Source organism: Octadecabacter sp. SW4 (assembly GCF_008065155.1).
In the GTDB taxonomy this organism is placed as follows: domain Bacteria; phylum Pseudomonadota; class Alphaproteobacteria; order Rhodobacterales; family Rhodobacteraceae; genus SW4.
The window spans coordinates 256,548-272,016 of the sequence record NZ_CP042819.1 but is presented as its reverse complement, the minus strand read 5'-3'; the positions used below and the strand labels follow the sequence as shown (position 1 = coordinate 272,016).

Sequence of the window (15,469 nt, the reverse complement as noted above, 5' to 3'; positions counted from 1 at the left end):
ACCTACTCTTCGTTGTAGCGATATCCGATACCATAAAGCGTCTCGATTGCCGAGAAGTTGTCGTCGGCAGTGCGCATCTTTTTGCGCAGACGCTTGATATGGCTGTCGATCGTGCGGTCATCCACATAAACTTGGTCGTCATAGGCCACGTCCATCAACTGATCGCGGGATTTCACGAAACCAGGGCGTTGGGCCAGCGCCTGCAACAGCAGGAATTCGGTGACGGTCAGGGACACATCATTGCCCTTCCACTTTACGGCGTGGCGTAGCGGATCCATCGTCAACTCTCCGCGCACCATGATCTTGGTGTCTTCGGTTTCTTCGATGGTTTCGCCGGAAATCGCATCCTGACGGCGCAGCAAGGCACGGATGCGTTCGACCAGCAGGCGCTGCGAGAAAGGCTTTTTCACATAATCGTCGGCCCCCATGCGCAGACCAAGCACTTCATCAATCTCGTCATCCTTGGAGGTCAGGAAAATCACCGGCATCGACGATTTCTGGCGCAGGCGCTGCAACAGGTCCATGCCATCCATGCGGGGCATCTTGATGTCCAGCACCGCCATATCGGGCATCTGTTTGTTAAACGCATCAAGCGCGGCCTGACCGTCATTATAGGTGGAAACATCAAAGCCTTCGGCCTCGAGTGTCATGGATACGGACGTCAGGATATTCCTGTCGTCATCCACCAGTGCAATCTTCGACATGGGGTTACTCCTACTGCTCGTGGCAATTTTTTGCCTGATTTTCCACGGTTTTGCCCTGCTTTTGGCAATCGAATCAATCCCTAAGTGCGAATCAGTCGGGATGTGTTGCCTTATTTGCGCGCAAAAAGCGTAACCAATGACTAAAATGTCTCACTTGTCGGCAAGCGCCCGCCTTGGTTGCGCTAACAGGCATTTGGTTGCGCTAACTATAACAAACCCACCTATTCACCCGCAAAGAACCCATGTTAAGCCAGCCTTGTCTGGGTCAACACCGGCCCCAAATCAGGAGTGAAAGACATGGACCACGGAACGGTCAACCCGCAGATGAAGCTTGAAGATCAAGGCATCACAGGGCTTGGCCAGGTCTATTACAACTACTCAGAACCTGAATTGATGGCTGCCGCCCTTGCCGCTGGTGAAGGCGTCGAGGGACAGGGCGGCACGTTGCTGGTCACCACTGGCAAGCACACCGGTCGATCCCCCAAGGATAAATTCGTCGCCTCTACCCCGTCGGTCCAGGATACGATCTGGTGGGAAAATAATCCGCCAATGGACGTTGCGGCCTTTGATCGCCTGCATGCCGACATGCTGGAACACATGAAGGGCGGCACCTACACGGTGCAGGATCTGTTCGGCGGTGCCGACCCCGCGTATCGTCTGGACGTGCGTGTGGTGACGGAACTGGTCTGGCATGGGCTATTCATACGCACGATGCTGCGCCGCCCGGAAGTGTCCGAACTGGCCAGCTTTGTGCCCGATTACACAATCATCAACTGCCCGACCTTCAAGGCCGATCCGGCCCGCCACGGCTGCCGCAGCGAAACCGTGATCGCGCTGAATTTCGACGCCAAACTGATCTTGATCTGTGGCACCGAATACGCGGGCGAGAACAAGAAATCGGTGTTCACGTTACTGAACTACCTGCTGCCCGAAAAAGGCATCATGCCAATGCATTGCAGCGCCAACCACGCCAAGGGTAACCCTGTCGATGCGGCTGTTTTTTTTGGCCTGTCAGGCACGGGCAAGACGACCCTGTCGGCGGATCCATCCCGCGTGTTGATCGGGGACGACGAACACGGTTGGTCGGATCGTGGCATCTTTAACTTTGAGGGCGGCTGTTATGCCAAGACCATCGGCCTAGATCCAAAGGCGGAACCTGAAATCTATGCCACCACCAAGATGCCGCACACGGTTATCGAAAACATGGTGTTCGATCCTGAAACCAAAGAACTGGATTTCGAGGATGACAGCCTGACGGCCAATATGCGCTGCGCCTACCCGCTGCACTACATCAGCAATGCCTCGGACAGCGCCCTGGGCGGGCACCCCAAAAACATCATCATGCTGACCTGTGACGCGTTCGGCGTGTTGCCTCCCATTTCGCGCCTGACACCGGCGCAGGCGATGTATCACTTCCTGTCGGGCTTTACGTCAAAGGTGGCGGGCACGGAAACCGGGGTGACAGAACCTGAACCCACGTTCAGCACCTGTTTTGGCGCGCCGTTCATGCCACGCCGCCCCGAAGCCTATGGCAAGCTGTTGCAGGAAAAGATCGCCAGCCACGGCGCAACATGCTGGCTGGTCAATACCGGCTGGACGGGTGGTGCCTATGGCACCGGATCGCGGATGCCGATCAAGGCCACGCGCGCTCTGTTGACGGCAGCGCTGGATGGGTCGCTGGTGGAAAGCGAGTTCCGCAAAGACCCCAATTTCGGCTTTGACGTGCCCGTTTCCGTGCATAATGTCGATGACGGATTGCTCAACCCGCGCGACACCTGGGCCGACAAGGACGCCTATGACGCTCAGGCCGCCAAGCTGGTGCAGATGTTTGCCGATAACTTTGGCCAATACGTGCCGTTCATCGACGATGATGTCAAAGCGGCGGCAATCGGGTAGCGCGCAAATTCAAGGTTGAACATGCGTGCGTGCCACGCCACCCTAGGGGCATGTTCAACCGGTTCTTTCCCTTTCTCGCTGCCCTCGCCCTTGGCAGCGCCGCGCTCGCGCAGCAGGTGCAGCTTTTGCCGGACGACAAAGTCAGCGCGCAAATCGCCGAAATTGATGTCGGTGTGATCTGCGCGCAGGAAATCGTCGGCTTCAATGATGCGCCCGGCACCATCGCTGGCACCACGAACGTGATCGAGGGCGAGCCCGAGTTCATTTCCCGCGCGCGCGTTGTTCCTGCGGTTATGGGTGTCGGGTTTGGTGTGAAATCCCGGTCGGCCAATCCGTTTGGTCTTGATGGGGTGGTGATGACCGTGACGCATCCTCCGATGGGCGCAGATGGGGCAACGCAGCAAGTCTATAGCACCGCAATCAGGGGCACGGCACGGTCGATCACATTTTATCAGTTCGACTACAATTACGAACTTCTGGTCGGGCGGTGGGAAATGGAAGCAAGCCTGAACGGCGAGGTTCTCTATCGTGTCGGCTTTGACGTGGTGCCGCCGACAGCCGTGCCGGAACTGGCCGGCGCCTGCGGATTCGAGGATCTGCTATCCTAACAGCCCGCGCCGGATCAGGTTCAACCCAGCGATAAACAGCACCAGCAGGGTTGCCTTGCGAAACGCTGCCTGATCAATCCTGTTATGCAGGCGCAGGCCGATCCACATCCCGATACCCGCCGGAACGACCATCAGCGCTGACAGCGGCGCGGTTTCCATGCGCAGCACCCCTGACTGCAGATGCGCCACCGTGAGGGCCAGCGCGCCCAGCCCGTAAACCACACCCTGAATGCGCATCTGGTCACGCTTTTCGGTGTCGATGGCTGTCAGATAGGCGATCGTCGGTGGCCCCCAAACACCTGACAACCCGCCAATAAATCCCGCAAAACCACCAACCGCGGCTTCGATCCACTGGGTGGGCCGCGCGATATGTGGCTTCCAACCCAATAGCTGCACCGCCGTAAACAGAACGACCGGGCCACCGATGAGCAAGAACATGACGTTGACGGGCAACACACGCACGAACTGCGCACTGATCAACAACATCACCAGCCCTACCCCAAGAAACACGCCAAAACGGCGCACGGATTGCCACGCGGCACGCGGCCCCTGATGCAGTGCCTGCGCGCCGTTTGATACCAATGTCGGCAGAATCAGTGCTGCAAGTGCAAGATCAGGGGCGATCAATGTGCTGAGACCGGAAATCATGATCATCGGCATCGCAAAGCCGACCATGCCCTTGACCAACCCCGCAAACAGCGTGATCAGACTGGCAAGAACAAGCGCTTCAGCGCCGATTTGATCAAAAATCAAAGGCATATCCGGGTTTTACCGCGCCGTTTCGCTTGTCGCACGATAATTCGACTGCGACATTTATTTACCTTTGCGGATCATTTTGCGACTTATTATTGCGCTGCAGTTGCAAACACATTATCTCTGCACCTGCATAATGGAGGCTGAAATGGCGCGGGATGAAATGGACATGGCTGTAACACCGGTTTTGACGGATCTTTTGAAACTGACCGGCGCCGCTGTGCCGCCTGTGCAAGATATTCTTGCGACGGCGACAAGTCACGTGCGCGCGGCCGTTACCGATGACGACCGCGTATCAGCTACGTTGATCGAAGAAAACCAAACCGCCGCGCACGGTCTTGCGTGGCTTGCGACCTACGCCGAAAGCCTTCGCCAGATGCAGGCATGGGCGGAACGGCTGCAGGCGGACGACAAGTTTGGCGAGGTCGAACAACTGATCCATCAGATCGCCTTTGGTGAATATCTTTGGCAGATTTACGGCGGCATCCCCATGTCACAAGGTGAAATCGTGCGCCTGCAAGACATCGGCCTGACCCAGGACCAGATGCGCGGGCTGATGACCCCTGAAATCCAGACGCTGACCCAAGAGGGCAATACGCAGGCCGCGCGGATGCGCCTTGTCGCACTCATGCAGGAGCACAGCGCTGATATTACCGTGGGCCGCTCGGGTCTTGATGATGAACTCGAGATGATCCGCGAACAGTTCCGCCGCTTTGCCGTGGAAAAGGTTGAACCCTTTGCCCATGACTGGCACCTGAACGATGAATTGATCCCGATGGAAATCATCGAGGAACTGGCCGAGATGGGCGTGTTCGGCCTGACGATCCCCGAAGAATACGGTGGTTTTGGCCTATCCAAAGCATCGATGTGCGTGGTCTCCGAAGAACTGTCGCGTGGCTATATCGGTGTGGGGTCGCTGGGGACGCGCAGCGAAATCGCCGCCGAACTGATCATCTGCGGTGGGACTGAAGATCAGAAACAGAAATGGCTGCCCGCGCTCGCCTCGGCTGAAAAGCTGCCCACGGCGGTGTTCACCGAACCCAATACCGGCAGCGACCTTGGGTCGTTGCGGACCCGCGCGGTCAAGGACGGCGACGATTACCGGGTGACGGGCAACAAGACCTGGATCACCCACGCCGCCCGCACCCATGTGATGACCTTGCTGGCCCGCACCAATCCTGACAGCACCGATCACCGCGGATTGTCGATGTTTCTGGCCGAAAAGACGCCGGGCGATGATGCAAATCCCTTTCCCACCGACGGGATGACCGGTGGCGAGATCGAGGTGCTGGGCTATCGCGGGATGAAGGAATACGAACTGGCCTTTGACGGGTTCACTGTGAAGGGCGAAAACCTGCTGGGTGGCGAAGAGGGCAAAGGCTTCAAGCAGTTGATGCAGACCTTCGAATCCGCCCGCATCCAGACCGCCGCCCGCGCAATTGGCGTGGCGCAATCGGCGCTTGATGTAGGGATGCAATACGCGCAGGACCGCAAGCAATTCGGCAAATCCCTGATCGATTTTCCACGGGTCGCGGGCAAGCTGGCGATGATGGCCGTAGAGATCATGATCGCGCGCCAACTGACCTATTTCAGCGCCGCCGAGAAGGACAACGATCGCCGCTGCGACCTTGAGGCCGGCATGGCGAAACTGCTGGGCGCGCGGGTCGCTTGGGCGGCGGCAGATAACGCGCTGCAAATCCACGGCGGCAATGGTTTCGCGCTGGAATACAAGGTTAGCCGCATTCTCTGCGACGCACGCATCCTGAATATCTTTGAAGGTGCCGCCGAGATTCAGGCGCAGGTCATCGCGCGACGTTTGCTTGGGTAGCGTCGTATGCCTGCACCAGCTCTTATAGATCAAGGGGAGTAGGAGGAAACCATGCGCCTGTTTCCACTTGTCTTGATCGCCGCGCTTGCGGGGTGTGTGGGAGGCAAAGGCATGTCCGGATACGACGCTAACACCGTTTTTCGCCTGATCGGGCTGGACAGTGCGCCGTTCACGGCCCGCGCCACAATCCAATTTGCCGAAGACGGCCGCGTCACCGGCCAGGCGCCCTGCAACAGCTATTTCGCCGCGCAAACCGCGCCCTATCCAGCGTTCAACGTCGAAAATATCGGCGCGACGCGCATGGCCTGCCCTGATCTGGCGGCCGAGACGCAGTTTTTCACCGCACTTCAATCCATGTCACGGTCCGAAGTCCTTGGTGACACGCTGATCCTGCGCAACGACGCGGGGCGCGAAATGGTGTTCAAGGCTGGCGATTAAGCGCATCCAGAAGGCGTGCGCGGCTTGCGGGAAATTTGCGATCCCCCAATGACGGCGCTAGGTGGTTCTCAAAGAAATGCCCGGTGGTTTTCAGCCCTTGCAGGATGTTTTCATCGGTGATGTCGCGCCCGATCAGGGCGGGCGAGAGCGGTAGCAACCTGTCCACCCACGGACCCGCATTTTCGCGGCTCACCGCGCGCCCCGTGCGCGGCGACACGAAACACAGATCCGCGTTGGTACCGGTCACGGCGCAGGCCGACAGATCAAGGCCAAAGCCCAGTTCATCCAGCAGCGCCATTTCCCATTGCAGATAGGCCAGTGGCCAGACATCACCCTGCCCCAACAGATCAAGCAGCGCCACGGTGCGCGCATAAAGGGCGGGGTGGGGTTCACGCTCGGGCAGGCTGAACGACAGGATGGCGCAGACCGCGTTCAACCCGGCAAGCGCCACACGATCCTGCATCACTTGCGCGGCGCGGCTACGCTGCGGTTCAACGGTGATGCTGCCCAAATGATCCTCGAGCCGCGCTTTCCATGTGATCTCGATCTGGGTGCCGGGCTGCAGGCTGGCCGAAACCTTGCGGCTGGTGCCACCGCGCACGACACCGGCGTGGCGGCCATGTTCAGCCGTGAACACCTCGATAATGACCGAGGTTTCGCCATGTTTGCGCACCGCAATCAGCGGGCCTTCGTCGCGCCATTCTATCATGGTGCGATCAGGCCCGAAGGTGACGGGTTATTCAAGACCCGGTTGATCCAGCAGGTGACGCCCGGCGCGGTCTTCGACTTCGATCACCCAAAGGTCAGGGTCGAAACTGCGTTGTCTGGCAAGAGAGGCATCAACATCCGCCTCCGCCCCATCGGCCAAGACGGCCCATGTGCGTTCGCCGCTCATCAGATCAAACGCGCGGTGAAACGCGCGCGCCTGCCCGTCCAAAGTGTTGAGCTTGACGATCACCGTGCCCGCCGTGAGGTCACCCTTGGCCACCACGAAGGCGGGGATGTCTTGCAGGCGCAGCCGTGTCAGATAGGCCGATACCCAGATATCCGCCGTCAGCCGCGTCATGCATTTCCGTCTTTGAAATCAAGGCCCATTTCGGAATAGCGTTCGCTTTCCTCAAGCCAGTTCGGGCGGACCTTCACTTGCAGGAATAGATGCACCTTGCGGCCCAGAAATTCGACCAGTTCCTCGCGCGCGGCCTTGCCCACCGCCTTGATGGTCTCGCCCTTGTTGCCCAGCACGATCCCTTTGTGCCCGTCGCGCATGACGTAAACAACCTGATCAATCTTGGCCGATCCGTCTTTGCGTTCTTCCCAGTTTTCGGTTTCGACGGTCAACTGATAGGGCAATTCCTGATGCAAGCGCAGGGTCAGCTTTTCGCGCGTCACTTCAGCGGCGATCATGCGCAGCGGCAGGTCGGCGATTTGATCTTCGGGATAAAGCCACGGTCCTTTGGGCATTTTGTCAGCCAGCCATGCGCGCAGGGTATCACACCCGTGGCCCTTTTCCGCCGAGATCATAAAGGTGTCGGCAAAAGCGTAGCGGTCGTTCATTCGCTGCGTAAGTTCCAACAGCTGTTCCGATTTCACGCGGTCGATCTTGTTGATCGCAAGTGCAACTGTGCGCCCCTCACCAACTTCGGCCAATTTCTCCAGGATCGCCTCGACGCCCGGGGTGATCCCGCGATGGGCCTCGATCATCAGCACGATCACGTCTGCATCCGCAGCCCCGCTCCAGGCGGCGGCGACCATAGCGCGGTCAAGGCGGCGGCGGGGGGCGAACAGGCCCGGCGTATCGACAAAAACAATCTGTGCGGCACCGTCCATCGCGACACCTCGGATGCGGGCACGCGTGGTTTGCACCTTGTGGGTCACGATTGACACCTTGGCGCCAACCATACGATTCAGCAGCGTTGATTTTCCGGCGTTGGGTTCACCAATCAGGGCGACAAATCCGGCTGAGGTGGGCGCATCGTTCATGGGCTGACTTTCTGCAAAAGTGCCTCGGCGGCGGCCTGTTCGGCAAGGCGTTTGGGAGTGTCGCTCGCCTGTGCGGCCTCGCCCGTTTCAAGGCGCGCTTCGATCAGGAAAACCGGAGCGTGATCCGGTCCTTCGCGGCTGATTTCAGTATATTTTGGCGGCTGGATACCACGCGCCTGCGCCCATTCCTGCAATGCGGTCTTGGCATCCTTGGATTCGGTCGCGGCTGTTGAAATCCGCTCGCCCCAGATTCGCAGAATCACGGCGCGCACCGCATCAAGGCCTGCATCCAGATAGATCGCGGCAATCACCGCCTCAAGCGCATCCCCAAGGATCGCCGTCTTGCGTCGTCCACCGCTTTTCATCTCGGAGCGGCCGATTTTCAGCACCTCGCCCAAGCCCCATTCGCGCGCCACATCTGCGCAGGTTTCCTTGCGCACAAGGTAGTTATAGCGCACGGCCAGTTCGCCTTCGGCCGCGCTTGGGTCAGCGGCAAAGATTGCGTCGGCAATGACCAGGTTCAGCACCCGGTCCCCAAGAAATTCAAGCCGCTGATTGTCGTCACGATGCGCTGTTGCCATCGACGAATGGGTGACGGCGCGCACCAACAATTCCGGCTTGGCGAAATCATGACCAAGGGTGCGCGCAAAGGCGTTCAGATCAGCGGCCAGTTTCACTCAATCGCCTTGAAATAACGGTCACTGCGCCATGTCCAGAACGCCAGCATCGAACGCCCGGCAGACGAGAACATGATGCGATCCGCGCGGCCAACGATATCCTCGAACGGCACGAAACCCACGCCACGGGCGTTTTGTGGAACGCGGCTGTCGGTGGAATTGTCACGGTTGTCACCCATGAAAAAGAAATGCCCCTCGGGCACCGTAAAGACGCCGGTATTATCAAGGGCCGTGGTGCCAATATTGAGGATGTCATGGCTGACACCGCCGGGCAGCGTTTCGGTCTGGCGGGTCTTTTCGCAATCCGCGCCCATGCCCACGGCACCATTGCGGCAGCGCGGCAGGTTTCCTTGCGGGCCTTGGCGCTCCATCGTTTCGACGAACGTGCCTGCGTCCTCAAGTGTGACTGCCTCATCGTTGACATAAAGAACGCTGTTGCGCATCTGGATACGGTCGCCGGGCAGGCCGATCAGGCGCTTGATGAAATCGCGCCCCGTGACGGGGTGGCGAAAAACGACAACATCGCCGCGGTCAGGCATAGAGCCAAACAATCGGTTGCCGCCGCTGGTGTCGTCCTCGTCGCTCTTGAACACGCCGCAGAAATCTTCGGCGTCCACATCAAGACCGATGCGCGGAATGATGATGCTGGGGCAGGATGCATAGGAATAGCCATAGGCCATTTTGTTTACGAACAGAAAATCACCGATCAGCAGCGTGTCTTTCATCGACGCCGATGGAATCCAGAACGGCTGGAACAGCAGCGTGCGAAAGGCACCTGCGATCAACAGGGCGTAAACCACCGTTTTGATGGTTTCCTTGATGGTGCCCCAAAGGCTCGAAGTTTCGGACATGCGTGTTCCTATCATTGGTTGGCTGCTACATGCGGCCCGCATCCTTGGCTGTCAAGCGATGGGGCGTGCCTCGATCACGACAAAGGCCTGCGCCCAGGGGTGATCGTCGGTCAAAGTCACGTGAATGATGGCCTCGTGGCCAGCGGGAGTCATTTTCGCAAGGCGTTCGGCAGCCCATCCCGTTACGGCCATGACGGGTTGTCCGCTGCGCAGATTAGACACGGCCATGTCCTTCCAGGAGATCCCCATGCGCAGACCCGTGCCCAGCGCCTTGGAGCAAGCCTCCTTGGCGGCCCAGCGTTTGGCGTAGGTGCCCGCGACGTCACGGCGGCGTTCGGCCTTGCGCTGTTCAACATCGGTGAAAACACGATTGCGAAACCGGTCGCCAAAGCGGTCAAGCGTGCCTTGAATACGCTCGATATTCGCGAGGTCAGTGCCGATACCCAGAATCATGATCTGCTCTCGATATCAAAGACCGTGATACCGTCACCGCCGCCCGCACATTGCGCAACCAGGCGCGCGCCAAGGGCGCGATGGCGTGGATCGGCGGCGTAGGTTTCCAACGCGGCCCGGCTGGTAAAACGCCCCACAAACCCTACGGCGAAATCAGGTGATTTGCCTTCCAAATCAATGTTCGGCCCGTGTTCGAAACCGGTAAATCCGTCGATCGTGCCCACAAGGGCAGCAAGCCCCTGCATGATCTGCGCCAATTCGCCTGCGTCGTGATCTTCACGCAGGTTCAGCATGACACAATGCGCAATCATTCCATACCCAATTGGCTGGTGACGGTAACACTGCCGGTGGCCTGATTAAACGTGATTTCCAGCGGGGCCGCGTTGGCAAAGGTTGCGCTGTTGTCCTCCCAGGGCTCGACCAGCGCCTGCGCCGAGGCCTGCCAGTCGCAAGGGGTAGCGGTTTGCGCGGTGGCCGCCCGCGGGGCCAATAACAAGGCGGGAAGAAGTCGCAATATCATGCCTCCAATCGGGTGGTCAGCAGTTGCAGGCTGACCGCGCCGAAAGAACGCTGGCCGGGTCATGCCCGGACCTCTTTCATCAAGCGGCGCATTTCTGCAATTGCGGGGGTGAGGCCGCGAAAAATCGCCTCGCCGATGATGAAATGACCGATGTTCAACTCGCGCACTTCGGGAAAAGCGGCGACGGGCTGCACAGTATCATAGGTGAGGCCGTGACCCGCGTGGACTTCAAGACCAAGGGCGTGGGCAAAGGCCGACATTTCACGCATCTTTTCCAATTCGGCATCGCGTTTGGCAAAATCCCCTTCGGCGTGGGCATCGCAATAGGCACCGGTGTGCAGCTCGATCACTTGCGCACCGATCCGGTTGGCCGCCTCGATCTGGCGCTGATCGGCAGCGATAAAAATGGATACGCGGCATCCCGCATCCCGCAACGGTGCGATGAAATGGGCCAGCTGGTTTTCCTCGCGCGCGACTTCAAGGCCGCCTTCGGTCGTGCGTTCCGCGCGCTTTTCGGGGACGATGCACACGGCATGGGGCTTGTGGCGCAGGGCGATCTTTTGCATCTCGGGCGTGGCGGCCATTTCAAAGTTCAGCGGCACAGTCAGCGCCGCCATCAATGCGTCGATATCGCGATCTGTGATATGGCGGCGATCTTCGCGCAGGTGCGCCGTGATGCCGTCCGCGCCAGCCTCTTGCGCCAATATGGCGGCGCGGACAGGGTCGGGGGTGTCACCGCCACGCGCGTTGCGCACGGTTGCCACGTGGTCGATATTGACGCCAAGGCGCAGGTCTTGGGTTGCCATGTGCGGCCCTCTTGCGATTCCTGCTGCCAACCTACTGGCCCGAGCCGTCAGTTTCGATGTTTTTCTTGAGTTGTGCCAACTTGTTGCGCAGCACCTTGCGGCGCCGGTTCTGGTAGGCGCGGATCAACGGGACGCTGATGTAATAGGCGATGGTTGCCGCGATGATGCCCGGGATTATGCCGCCGATCATATAGGGAAAGAACACCTCGTCAAAAAAGATGCGCAGGCGCTGCCAATCCATCTGTTCGGGCGTAAAGATCGCCTTGAAATTATGCCAAAGGTCGCGCCCTGCACCGACAAACTTGCCGCCAAGGCTTTCGTGAATATCGCGGTCGGGGCGCGTGCCCAGCAAGAAATGCCCGGCCTGAAGCGATGCCACAGCGATCGGCAGGTAGGTCAGCGGATTGCCGAAAAACGTGCTCATCAAGGCGGCGAGGATATTTCCACGCATCAGTTTGGCAATGATCGCAGCAACGACGAAATGCAGCCCATAGAACGGTGTAAAGGTCGTGAAAACACCAGCCCATATCCCGCGCGAGATTTTCTCGGGGGTGTCGGGCAGGCGGCGCACCCGGTGCTTGACGTAGTTGAACGCCCGTGACCAGCCACCGCGTGGATAGATGACTTCAAAAATGACTTGCCAGACCGGTCGTCTGTCCCGACGCTTGAACACCATCTTTAATGCCCGTCCCGCGCATTGTCTGCCAAGGGGGCCACGGTGCGCGCCGGATCGCGGTGCCGCCCGATGGACGACACGTTACTTTCAGCCTCGAGCGCGGTCATGACGCGGTGCAAATGTTCCGCATCGCGCAGTTCGACATCAAGCAGCAGGCGATAATAATCCGGCTTGCGATCAACAAAAATCAGGTCCGAGATATTGGCGTTCTGTTCGCCGATCAGCGTGCAGATACGGCCCAGCACACCGGCGTCATTGGTGATCACCAGATCAAGGCTGACGGAATTGCGCGCCGGGTGCGTGCCCTCTTGCCAATGCAGATCGATCCAGCGTTCGGGCTGTTCTTCGTATTGGGCCAGCACTTCGCAATCAATCGCGTGCACGACAACGCCCTGCCCGCGAAAGGTGATCCCGACAATACGTTCTCCCGGCACTGGCTGGCAGCATGCACCGCGGCGATAAAGCTGATCAGGTGACAGACCGACAACCGCACGGCGCTGGTCCACCTCGTCTTGTGGCAGTTCCGCCAGATCGGGATAGATGGCATTGACGACCTCACGTGCGGTCATTTCAGCACTGCCCAGCAGGGCCAACATTTCTTCGACCGATTCAACCGCCAGCGCCTTGGCGGCAGTCGCCAACGCTTTGTCGGTGCTTTTCTTGCCAACGTTTTCAAATGCCACGCGGGCCAATTCGCGGCCAAGCTTGATGAACCTTTCGCGGTCTTCCTCGCGCAGACTGCGCCGGATCGCGGTTTTCGCACGGCCTGTAACGGCGATGTCGATCCAAGTGGCCTGCGGCGTTTGCCCCTCGGCGGTGATGATTTCAACGGACTGGCCATTCTTGAGGCGGGTCCACAGCGGTACGCGCAACCCATCGACCTTGGCGCCGACGCAAGCGCTGCCGATGCGGGTATGGATCGCATAGGCGAAATCAATCGGGGTGGCACCCCGCGGCAGTTTGATCACTTCGCCCTTGGGGGTAAAGCAGAACACCTGATCTTGATACATCTCGAGCTTGACCGTCTCGAGAAATTCGTCGTGATCGTCCTCATAGCCTTCGCCCAGACGCTCGGTCAGCGATGCAATCCAGCGCGCCGGATCAACGGCAAAGCGGTTTTCGACCAGTTCACCATTGCGATAGGACCAATGGGCGGCCACACCGGTTTCGGCCACCTCATGCATCTCGCGCGTGCGGATCTGCACCTCGACGCGCTTGCCATCGCGGCCGGATACGGTGGTGTGGATGCTGCGATAGCCGTTCGATTTCGGCTGGCTGATGTAATCCTTGAACCGGCCCGGCACCGCACGCCAACGCTGATGCACGGCCCCCAGAACGCGATAACAATCGGCCTCGGTCTCGGTGATCACGCGAAAGCCATAGATGTCGGACAGGCGCGAGAACCCCTGATCCTTTTCCTGCATCTTGCGCCAGATTGAATAGGGGCGCTTGGCGCGGCCCGTGACCTCGGCGGTAAGGCCGGCCTTGTCCAATTCATGGCGCATGTCGGCCGTGATCTTTTCGATCACATCACCGGTTTCGCGCTGCAGCGTGATAAAGCGGCGGATGATCGAATTGCGCCCTTCGGGGTTGAGGACACGGAACGCCAGATCCTCCAACTCCTCGCGCATCCACTGCATCCCCATGCGTCCGGCAAGCGGGGCATAGATATCCATTGTCTCGCGGGCCTTCTGCGCTTGCTTGTCCTCGCGCATGGATTTGATCGTGCGCATATTGTGCAGACGGTCGGCCAGCTTGACCAGCGTCACCCGCAAATCGCGGCTCGTGGCCATGAACAGCTTGCGGAAGTTTTCAGCCTGTTTGGTCTGGGCCGAATTCAGTTGGAGGTTGGTCAGCTTGGTGACACCATCGACCAGTTCGGCAATCTCGCGGCCAAACTTGGCCTCGACGGTCGCGAATGACGCCTTGGTGTCTTCGATCGTGTCGTGCAGCAGGGCGGTGATGATCGTGGCATCATCCATCTGCTGCTCGGCCAGAATGGCGGCAACGGCAATGGGATGGGAAAAGTAGGGCTCGCCCGAATGGCGAAACTGCCCCTCGTGCATGTCGCGGCCAAAATCGTAGGCGGCGCGGACCAGCGCCTCGTTTGTTGCGGGGTTGTAGCTGCGGACCAGTCCGATCAGGTCATCTGCTGGGATCATACCGGTCCGCGCTTGGTTTGGGGTGTCGCCCTTACTTGGGCTCCTGCGCTTCCATCAGGGCGCGCAGCAATTTCTCTTCTGACATGTCATCGTCAGCGGGTTTGTCCGCCTCGCCGCCACCGGCACCCATCAGCAACGCCATCGCGTCTTCTTCAGGCATATCAACCTCGATCTGGGTCTGGTTGGCTTCGATCATACGCTCGCGCAGATCGTCGGCTTTCTGGGTTTCTTCGGCGATCTCGCGCAGGGAAACAACAGGGTTCTTGTCGTTGTCGCGGGGCACTGTCAGCGCGCCACCGGCGGAAATTTCACGGGCACGATGCGCGGCAAGCATCACCAGCTCAAAGCGGTTGGGAACTTTGTCGACGCAATCTTCTACGGTAACGCGGGCCATCGGGGCTCTCCAGTCAGTCAGGGGCGGTCTGCAAGCGCTCTATCTAAGGGCTAGGGCGATGAATGACAAGCGCAATCCCCGCCCGTGTCATCACGCCAGCGCGACCACCTGCGCGACGTCTTGTGCGGGAAGATTAGCCAGCATCTGCGCAACTGTCAGCCCCAACAGCGGATGCACCCAATCGGGGGCAATATCGGCCAGTGGAACCAACACAAACGCGCGATCCTGAAGCCGCGGATGCGGGAGAATCAACTGCTCCGGTGCGGTCCGTGCTTGCGACTTTGCATCAAGCGTGCGCCACTCGGTCTGCATTTGCGCATTTGGTGACACAACGTCACGAACCGCGATCAGGTCCAGATCAAGGGTGCGGCTGGCCCAGCGTTGTTGCCGTTCGCGCCCGTATTTGCGTTCAATGCCATGTAATTCCCGCAATATTTCAGAAGGTTGCAATAACGTCCTCACAGCCACGGCCGCATTTACATAATCCGGGCCTGCACCTGCGGGAAAACAAGGGGTGCGAAACAGCCGACTTTTCCCCGTGATCGGCCCCAAGGCTTGCGCAATGTCGGTCACACTCTCAAGGATTGTGGTCTGCAGCGTCTCGTCCGCACGCGCCAGATTTGCACCGATGGCAATCAAGGCAGTGTCTCGCTCATGGGGTTGCAGCATGTCACAATTCCCTTACATTAAACTACGCCTGACCCGTTTTAGACTACTCACACC

19 protein-coding genes are annotated in these 15,469 nt (G+C 59.2%); 4 read left to right on the top strand and 15 right to left on the bottom strand.

Annotated elements, in window-relative coordinates; genetic code table 11:
* Nucleotides 1-2 precede the first annotated feature (2 nt).
* Nucleotides 3-704 carry a response regulator transcription factor gene (locus FTO60_RS01355; RefSeq protein WP_148054287.1) on the bottom strand — a complete coding sequence of 234 codons (702 nt, stop codon included), beginning with the start codon at nucleotides 702-704 and terminating at the stop codon, nucleotides 3-5.
* A 297-nt stretch (nucleotides 705-1,001) separates the two neighbouring features.
* Here FTO60_RS01355 and FTO60_RS01350 point away from each other — a divergent pair, with 297 nt between their 5' ends.
* Together FTO60_RS01350 and FTO60_RS01345 are read left to right on the top strand one after the other, a co-directional pair.
* Entirely contained in the window at nucleotides 1,002-2,600 is a 1,599-nt protein-coding gene (locus FTO60_RS01350; protein ID WP_148054286.1) for a phosphoenolpyruvate carboxykinase, read from the top strand.
* Nucleotides 2,601-2,650: 50 nt separating this feature from the next.
* Nucleotides 2,651-3,208, top strand: a complete 558-nt coding sequence (locus tag FTO60_RS01345) for a DUF3859 domain-containing protein (protein ID WP_148054285.1) — start codon at nucleotides 2,651-2,653, stop codon at nucleotides 3,206-3,208.
* Here the strand turns inward: FTO60_RS01345 and FTO60_RS01340 are convergent.
* Nucleotides 3,200-3,967: a sulfite exporter TauE/SafE family protein gene (locus tag FTO60_RS01340; protein WP_148054284.1), complete on the bottom strand. Its 768-nt coding sequence runs from the start codon at nucleotides 3,965-3,967 to the stop codon at nucleotides 3,200-3,202. The genes FTO60_RS01345 and FTO60_RS01340 overlap by 9 nt on opposite strands.
* Nucleotides 3,968-4,109: 142 nt before the next feature.
* On the opposite strand from FTO60_RS01340, the gene FTO60_RS01335 reads away from it, so the two are divergent.
* A complete protein-coding gene (locus FTO60_RS01335) occupies nucleotides 4,110-5,789 on the top strand; it encodes an acyl-CoA dehydrogenase family protein (protein ID WP_148054283.1) in 1,680 nt (559 codons plus the stop codon).
* 51 nt (nucleotides 5,790-5,840) lie between these two features.
* Nucleotides 5,841-6,227, top strand: a complete 387-nt coding sequence (locus FTO60_RS01330; RefSeq protein ID WP_148054282.1) for an META domain-containing protein — start codon at nucleotides 5,841-5,843, stop codon at nucleotides 6,225-6,227.
* Here the strand turns inward: FTO60_RS01330 and recO are convergent.
* From recO to folK, 13 genes are all read right to left on the bottom strand, one after another.
* Nucleotides 6,211-6,936 carry a DNA repair protein RecO gene (gene recO / locus FTO60_RS01325; protein WP_148054281.1) on the bottom strand — a complete coding sequence of 242 codons (726 nt, stop codon included), beginning with the start codon at nucleotides 6,934-6,936 and terminating at the stop codon, nucleotides 6,211-6,213. The two genes, FTO60_RS01330 and recO, sit on opposite strands and share 17 nt — an antisense overlap.
* 27 nt (nucleotides 6,937-6,963) lie before the next feature.
* The gene (locus FTO60_RS01320; protein ID WP_148054280.1) at nucleotides 6,964-7,293 is read right to left on the bottom strand and encodes a DUF1491 family protein; all 330 of its coding nucleotides are present in this window, start codon (nucleotides 7,291-7,293) and stop codon (nucleotides 6,964-6,966) included.
* A complete protein-coding gene (era, locus tag FTO60_RS01315) occupies nucleotides 7,290-8,207 on the bottom strand; it encodes a GTPase Era (RefSeq protein ID WP_148054279.1) in 918 nt (305 codons plus the stop codon). Before era ends, FTO60_RS01320 begins: the two co-directional genes overlap by 4 nt.
* Nucleotides 8,204-8,884: a ribonuclease III gene (gene rnc / locus FTO60_RS01310; RefSeq protein WP_148054278.1), complete on the bottom strand. Its 681-nt coding sequence runs from the start codon at nucleotides 8,882-8,884 to the stop codon at nucleotides 8,204-8,206. The genes era and rnc overlap by 4 nt, the downstream gene beginning before the upstream one ends.
* Nucleotides 8,881-9,735, bottom strand: coding sequence for a signal peptidase I (lepB, locus tag FTO60_RS01305; RefSeq protein ID WP_148054277.1), 855 nt, complete (start codon nucleotides 9,733-9,735; stop codon nucleotides 8,881-8,883). Before lepB ends, rnc begins: the two co-directional genes overlap by 4 nt.
* A gap of 51 nt (nucleotides 9,736-9,786) precedes the next feature.
* A complete protein-coding gene (gene acpS, locus FTO60_RS01300; protein ID WP_148054276.1) occupies nucleotides 9,787-10,188 on the bottom strand; it encodes a holo-ACP synthase in 402 nt (133 codons plus the stop codon).
* Entirely contained in the window at nucleotides 10,185-10,499 is a 315-nt protein-coding gene (locus tag FTO60_RS01295) for a Dabb family protein (RefSeq protein ID WP_148054275.1), read from the bottom strand. Before FTO60_RS01295 ends, acpS begins: the two co-directional genes overlap by 4 nt.
* Nucleotides 10,496-10,708 (bottom strand): hypothetical protein, encoded by a 213-nt coding sequence (locus FTO60_RS01290; RefSeq protein ID WP_148054274.1) that lies wholly within the window; start codon nucleotides 10,706-10,708, stop codon nucleotides 10,496-10,498. The genes FTO60_RS01295 and FTO60_RS01290 overlap by 4 nt, the downstream gene beginning before the upstream one ends.
* A 59-nt stretch (nucleotides 10,709-10,767) precedes the next feature.
* Nucleotides 10,768-11,514 (bottom strand): pyridoxine 5'-phosphate synthase, encoded by a 747-nt coding sequence (locus FTO60_RS01285; RefSeq protein ID WP_148054273.1) that lies wholly within the window; start codon nucleotides 11,512-11,514, stop codon nucleotides 10,768-10,770.
* 31 nt (nucleotides 11,515-11,545) lie between these two features.
* Nucleotides 11,546-12,190, bottom strand: a complete 645-nt coding sequence (locus FTO60_RS01280; RefSeq protein ID WP_148054272.1) for a DUF2062 domain-containing protein — start codon at nucleotides 12,188-12,190, stop codon at nucleotides 11,546-11,548.
* 2 nt (nucleotides 12,191-12,192) lie between these two features.
* A complete protein-coding gene (locus FTO60_RS01275) occupies nucleotides 12,193-14,352 on the bottom strand; it encodes a bifunctional (p)ppGpp synthetase/guanosine-3',5'-bis(diphosphate) 3'-pyrophosphohydrolase (RefSeq protein WP_148054271.1) in 2,160 nt (719 codons plus the stop codon).
* Nucleotides 14,353-14,383: 31 nt separating this feature from the next.
* Nucleotides 14,384-14,746, bottom strand: coding sequence for a DNA-directed RNA polymerase subunit omega (gene rpoZ, locus FTO60_RS01270; RefSeq protein ID WP_148054270.1), 363 nt, complete (start codon nucleotides 14,744-14,746; stop codon nucleotides 14,384-14,386).
* A gap of 90 nt (nucleotides 14,747-14,836) precedes the next feature.
* A complete protein-coding gene (folK, locus tag FTO60_RS01265) occupies nucleotides 14,837-15,415 on the bottom strand; it encodes a 2-amino-4-hydroxy-6-hydroxymethyldihydropteridine diphosphokinase (RefSeq protein ID WP_148054269.1) in 579 nt (192 codons plus the stop codon).
* Nucleotides 15,416-15,469 lie beyond the last annotated feature (54 nt).

Excerpts from the sequence above, each read along its gene's own strand:
- lepB (WP_148054277.1), bottom strand. The coding sequence starts at position 9,735 with ATGTCCGAAACTTCGAGCCTTTGGGGCACCATCAAGGAAACCATCAAA.
- acpS (WP_148054276.1), bottom strand. The coding sequence starts at position 10,188 with ATGATTCTGGGTATCGGCACTGACCTCGCGAATATCGAGCGTATTCAA.
- FTO60_RS01350 (WP_148054286.1), top strand. The coding sequence starts at position 1,002 with ATGGACCACGGAACGGTCAACCCGCAGATGAAGCTTGAAGATCAAGGC.
- FTO60_RS01320 (WP_148054280.1), bottom strand. The coding sequence starts at position 7,293 with ATGACGCGGCTGACGGCGGATATCTGGGTATCGGCCTATCTGACACGG.
- FTO60_RS01280 (WP_148054272.1), bottom strand. The coding sequence starts at position 12,190 with ATGGTGTTCAAGCGTCGGGACAGACGACCGGTCTGGCAAGTCATTTTT.
- FTO60_RS01355 (WP_148054287.1), bottom strand. The coding sequence starts at position 704 with ATGTCGAAGATTGCACTGGTGGATGACGACAGGAATATCCTGACGTCC.
- FTO60_RS01340 (WP_148054284.1), bottom strand. The coding sequence starts at position 3,967 with ATGCCTTTGATTTTTGATCAAATCGGCGCTGAAGCGCTTGTTCTTGCC.
- FTO60_RS01330 (WP_148054282.1), top strand. The coding sequence starts at position 5,841 with ATGCGCCTGTTTCCACTTGTCTTGATCGCCGCGCTTGCGGGGTGTGTG.
- FTO60_RS01295 (WP_148054275.1), bottom strand. The coding sequence starts at position 10,499 with ATGATTGCGCATTGTGTCATGCTGAACCTGCGTGAAGATCACGACGCA.
- FTO60_RS01285 (WP_148054273.1), bottom strand. The coding sequence starts at position 11,514 with ATGGCAACCCAAGACCTGCGCCTTGGCGTCAATATCGACCACGTGGCA.
- era (WP_148054279.1), bottom strand. The coding sequence starts at position 8,207 with ATGAACGATGCGCCCACCTCAGCCGGATTTGTCGCCCTGATTGGTGAA.
- FTO60_RS01345 (WP_148054285.1), top strand. The coding sequence starts at position 2,651 with ATGTTCAACCGGTTCTTTCCCTTTCTCGCTGCCCTCGCCCTTGGCAGC.
- FTO60_RS01275 (WP_148054271.1), bottom strand. The coding sequence starts at position 14,352 with ATGATCCCAGCAGATGACCTGATCGGACTGGTCCGCAGCTACAACCCC.
- recO (WP_148054281.1), bottom strand. The coding sequence starts at position 6,936 with ATGATAGAATGGCGCGACGAAGGCCCGCTGATTGCGGTGCGCAAACAT.
- FTO60_RS01290 (WP_148054274.1), bottom strand. The coding sequence starts at position 10,708 with ATGATATTGCGACTTCTTCCCGCCTTGTTATTGGCCCCGCGGGCGGCC.
- rpoZ (WP_148054270.1), bottom strand. The coding sequence starts at position 14,746 with ATGGCCCGCGTTACCGTAGAAGATTGCGTCGACAAAGTTCCCAACCGC.
- FTO60_RS01335 (WP_148054283.1), top strand. The coding sequence starts at position 4,110 with ATGGCGCGGGATGAAATGGACATGGCTGTAACACCGGTTTTGACGGAT.
- folK (WP_148054269.1), bottom strand. The coding sequence starts at position 15,415 with ATGCTGCAACCCCATGAGCGAGACACTGCCTTGATTGCCATCGGTGCA.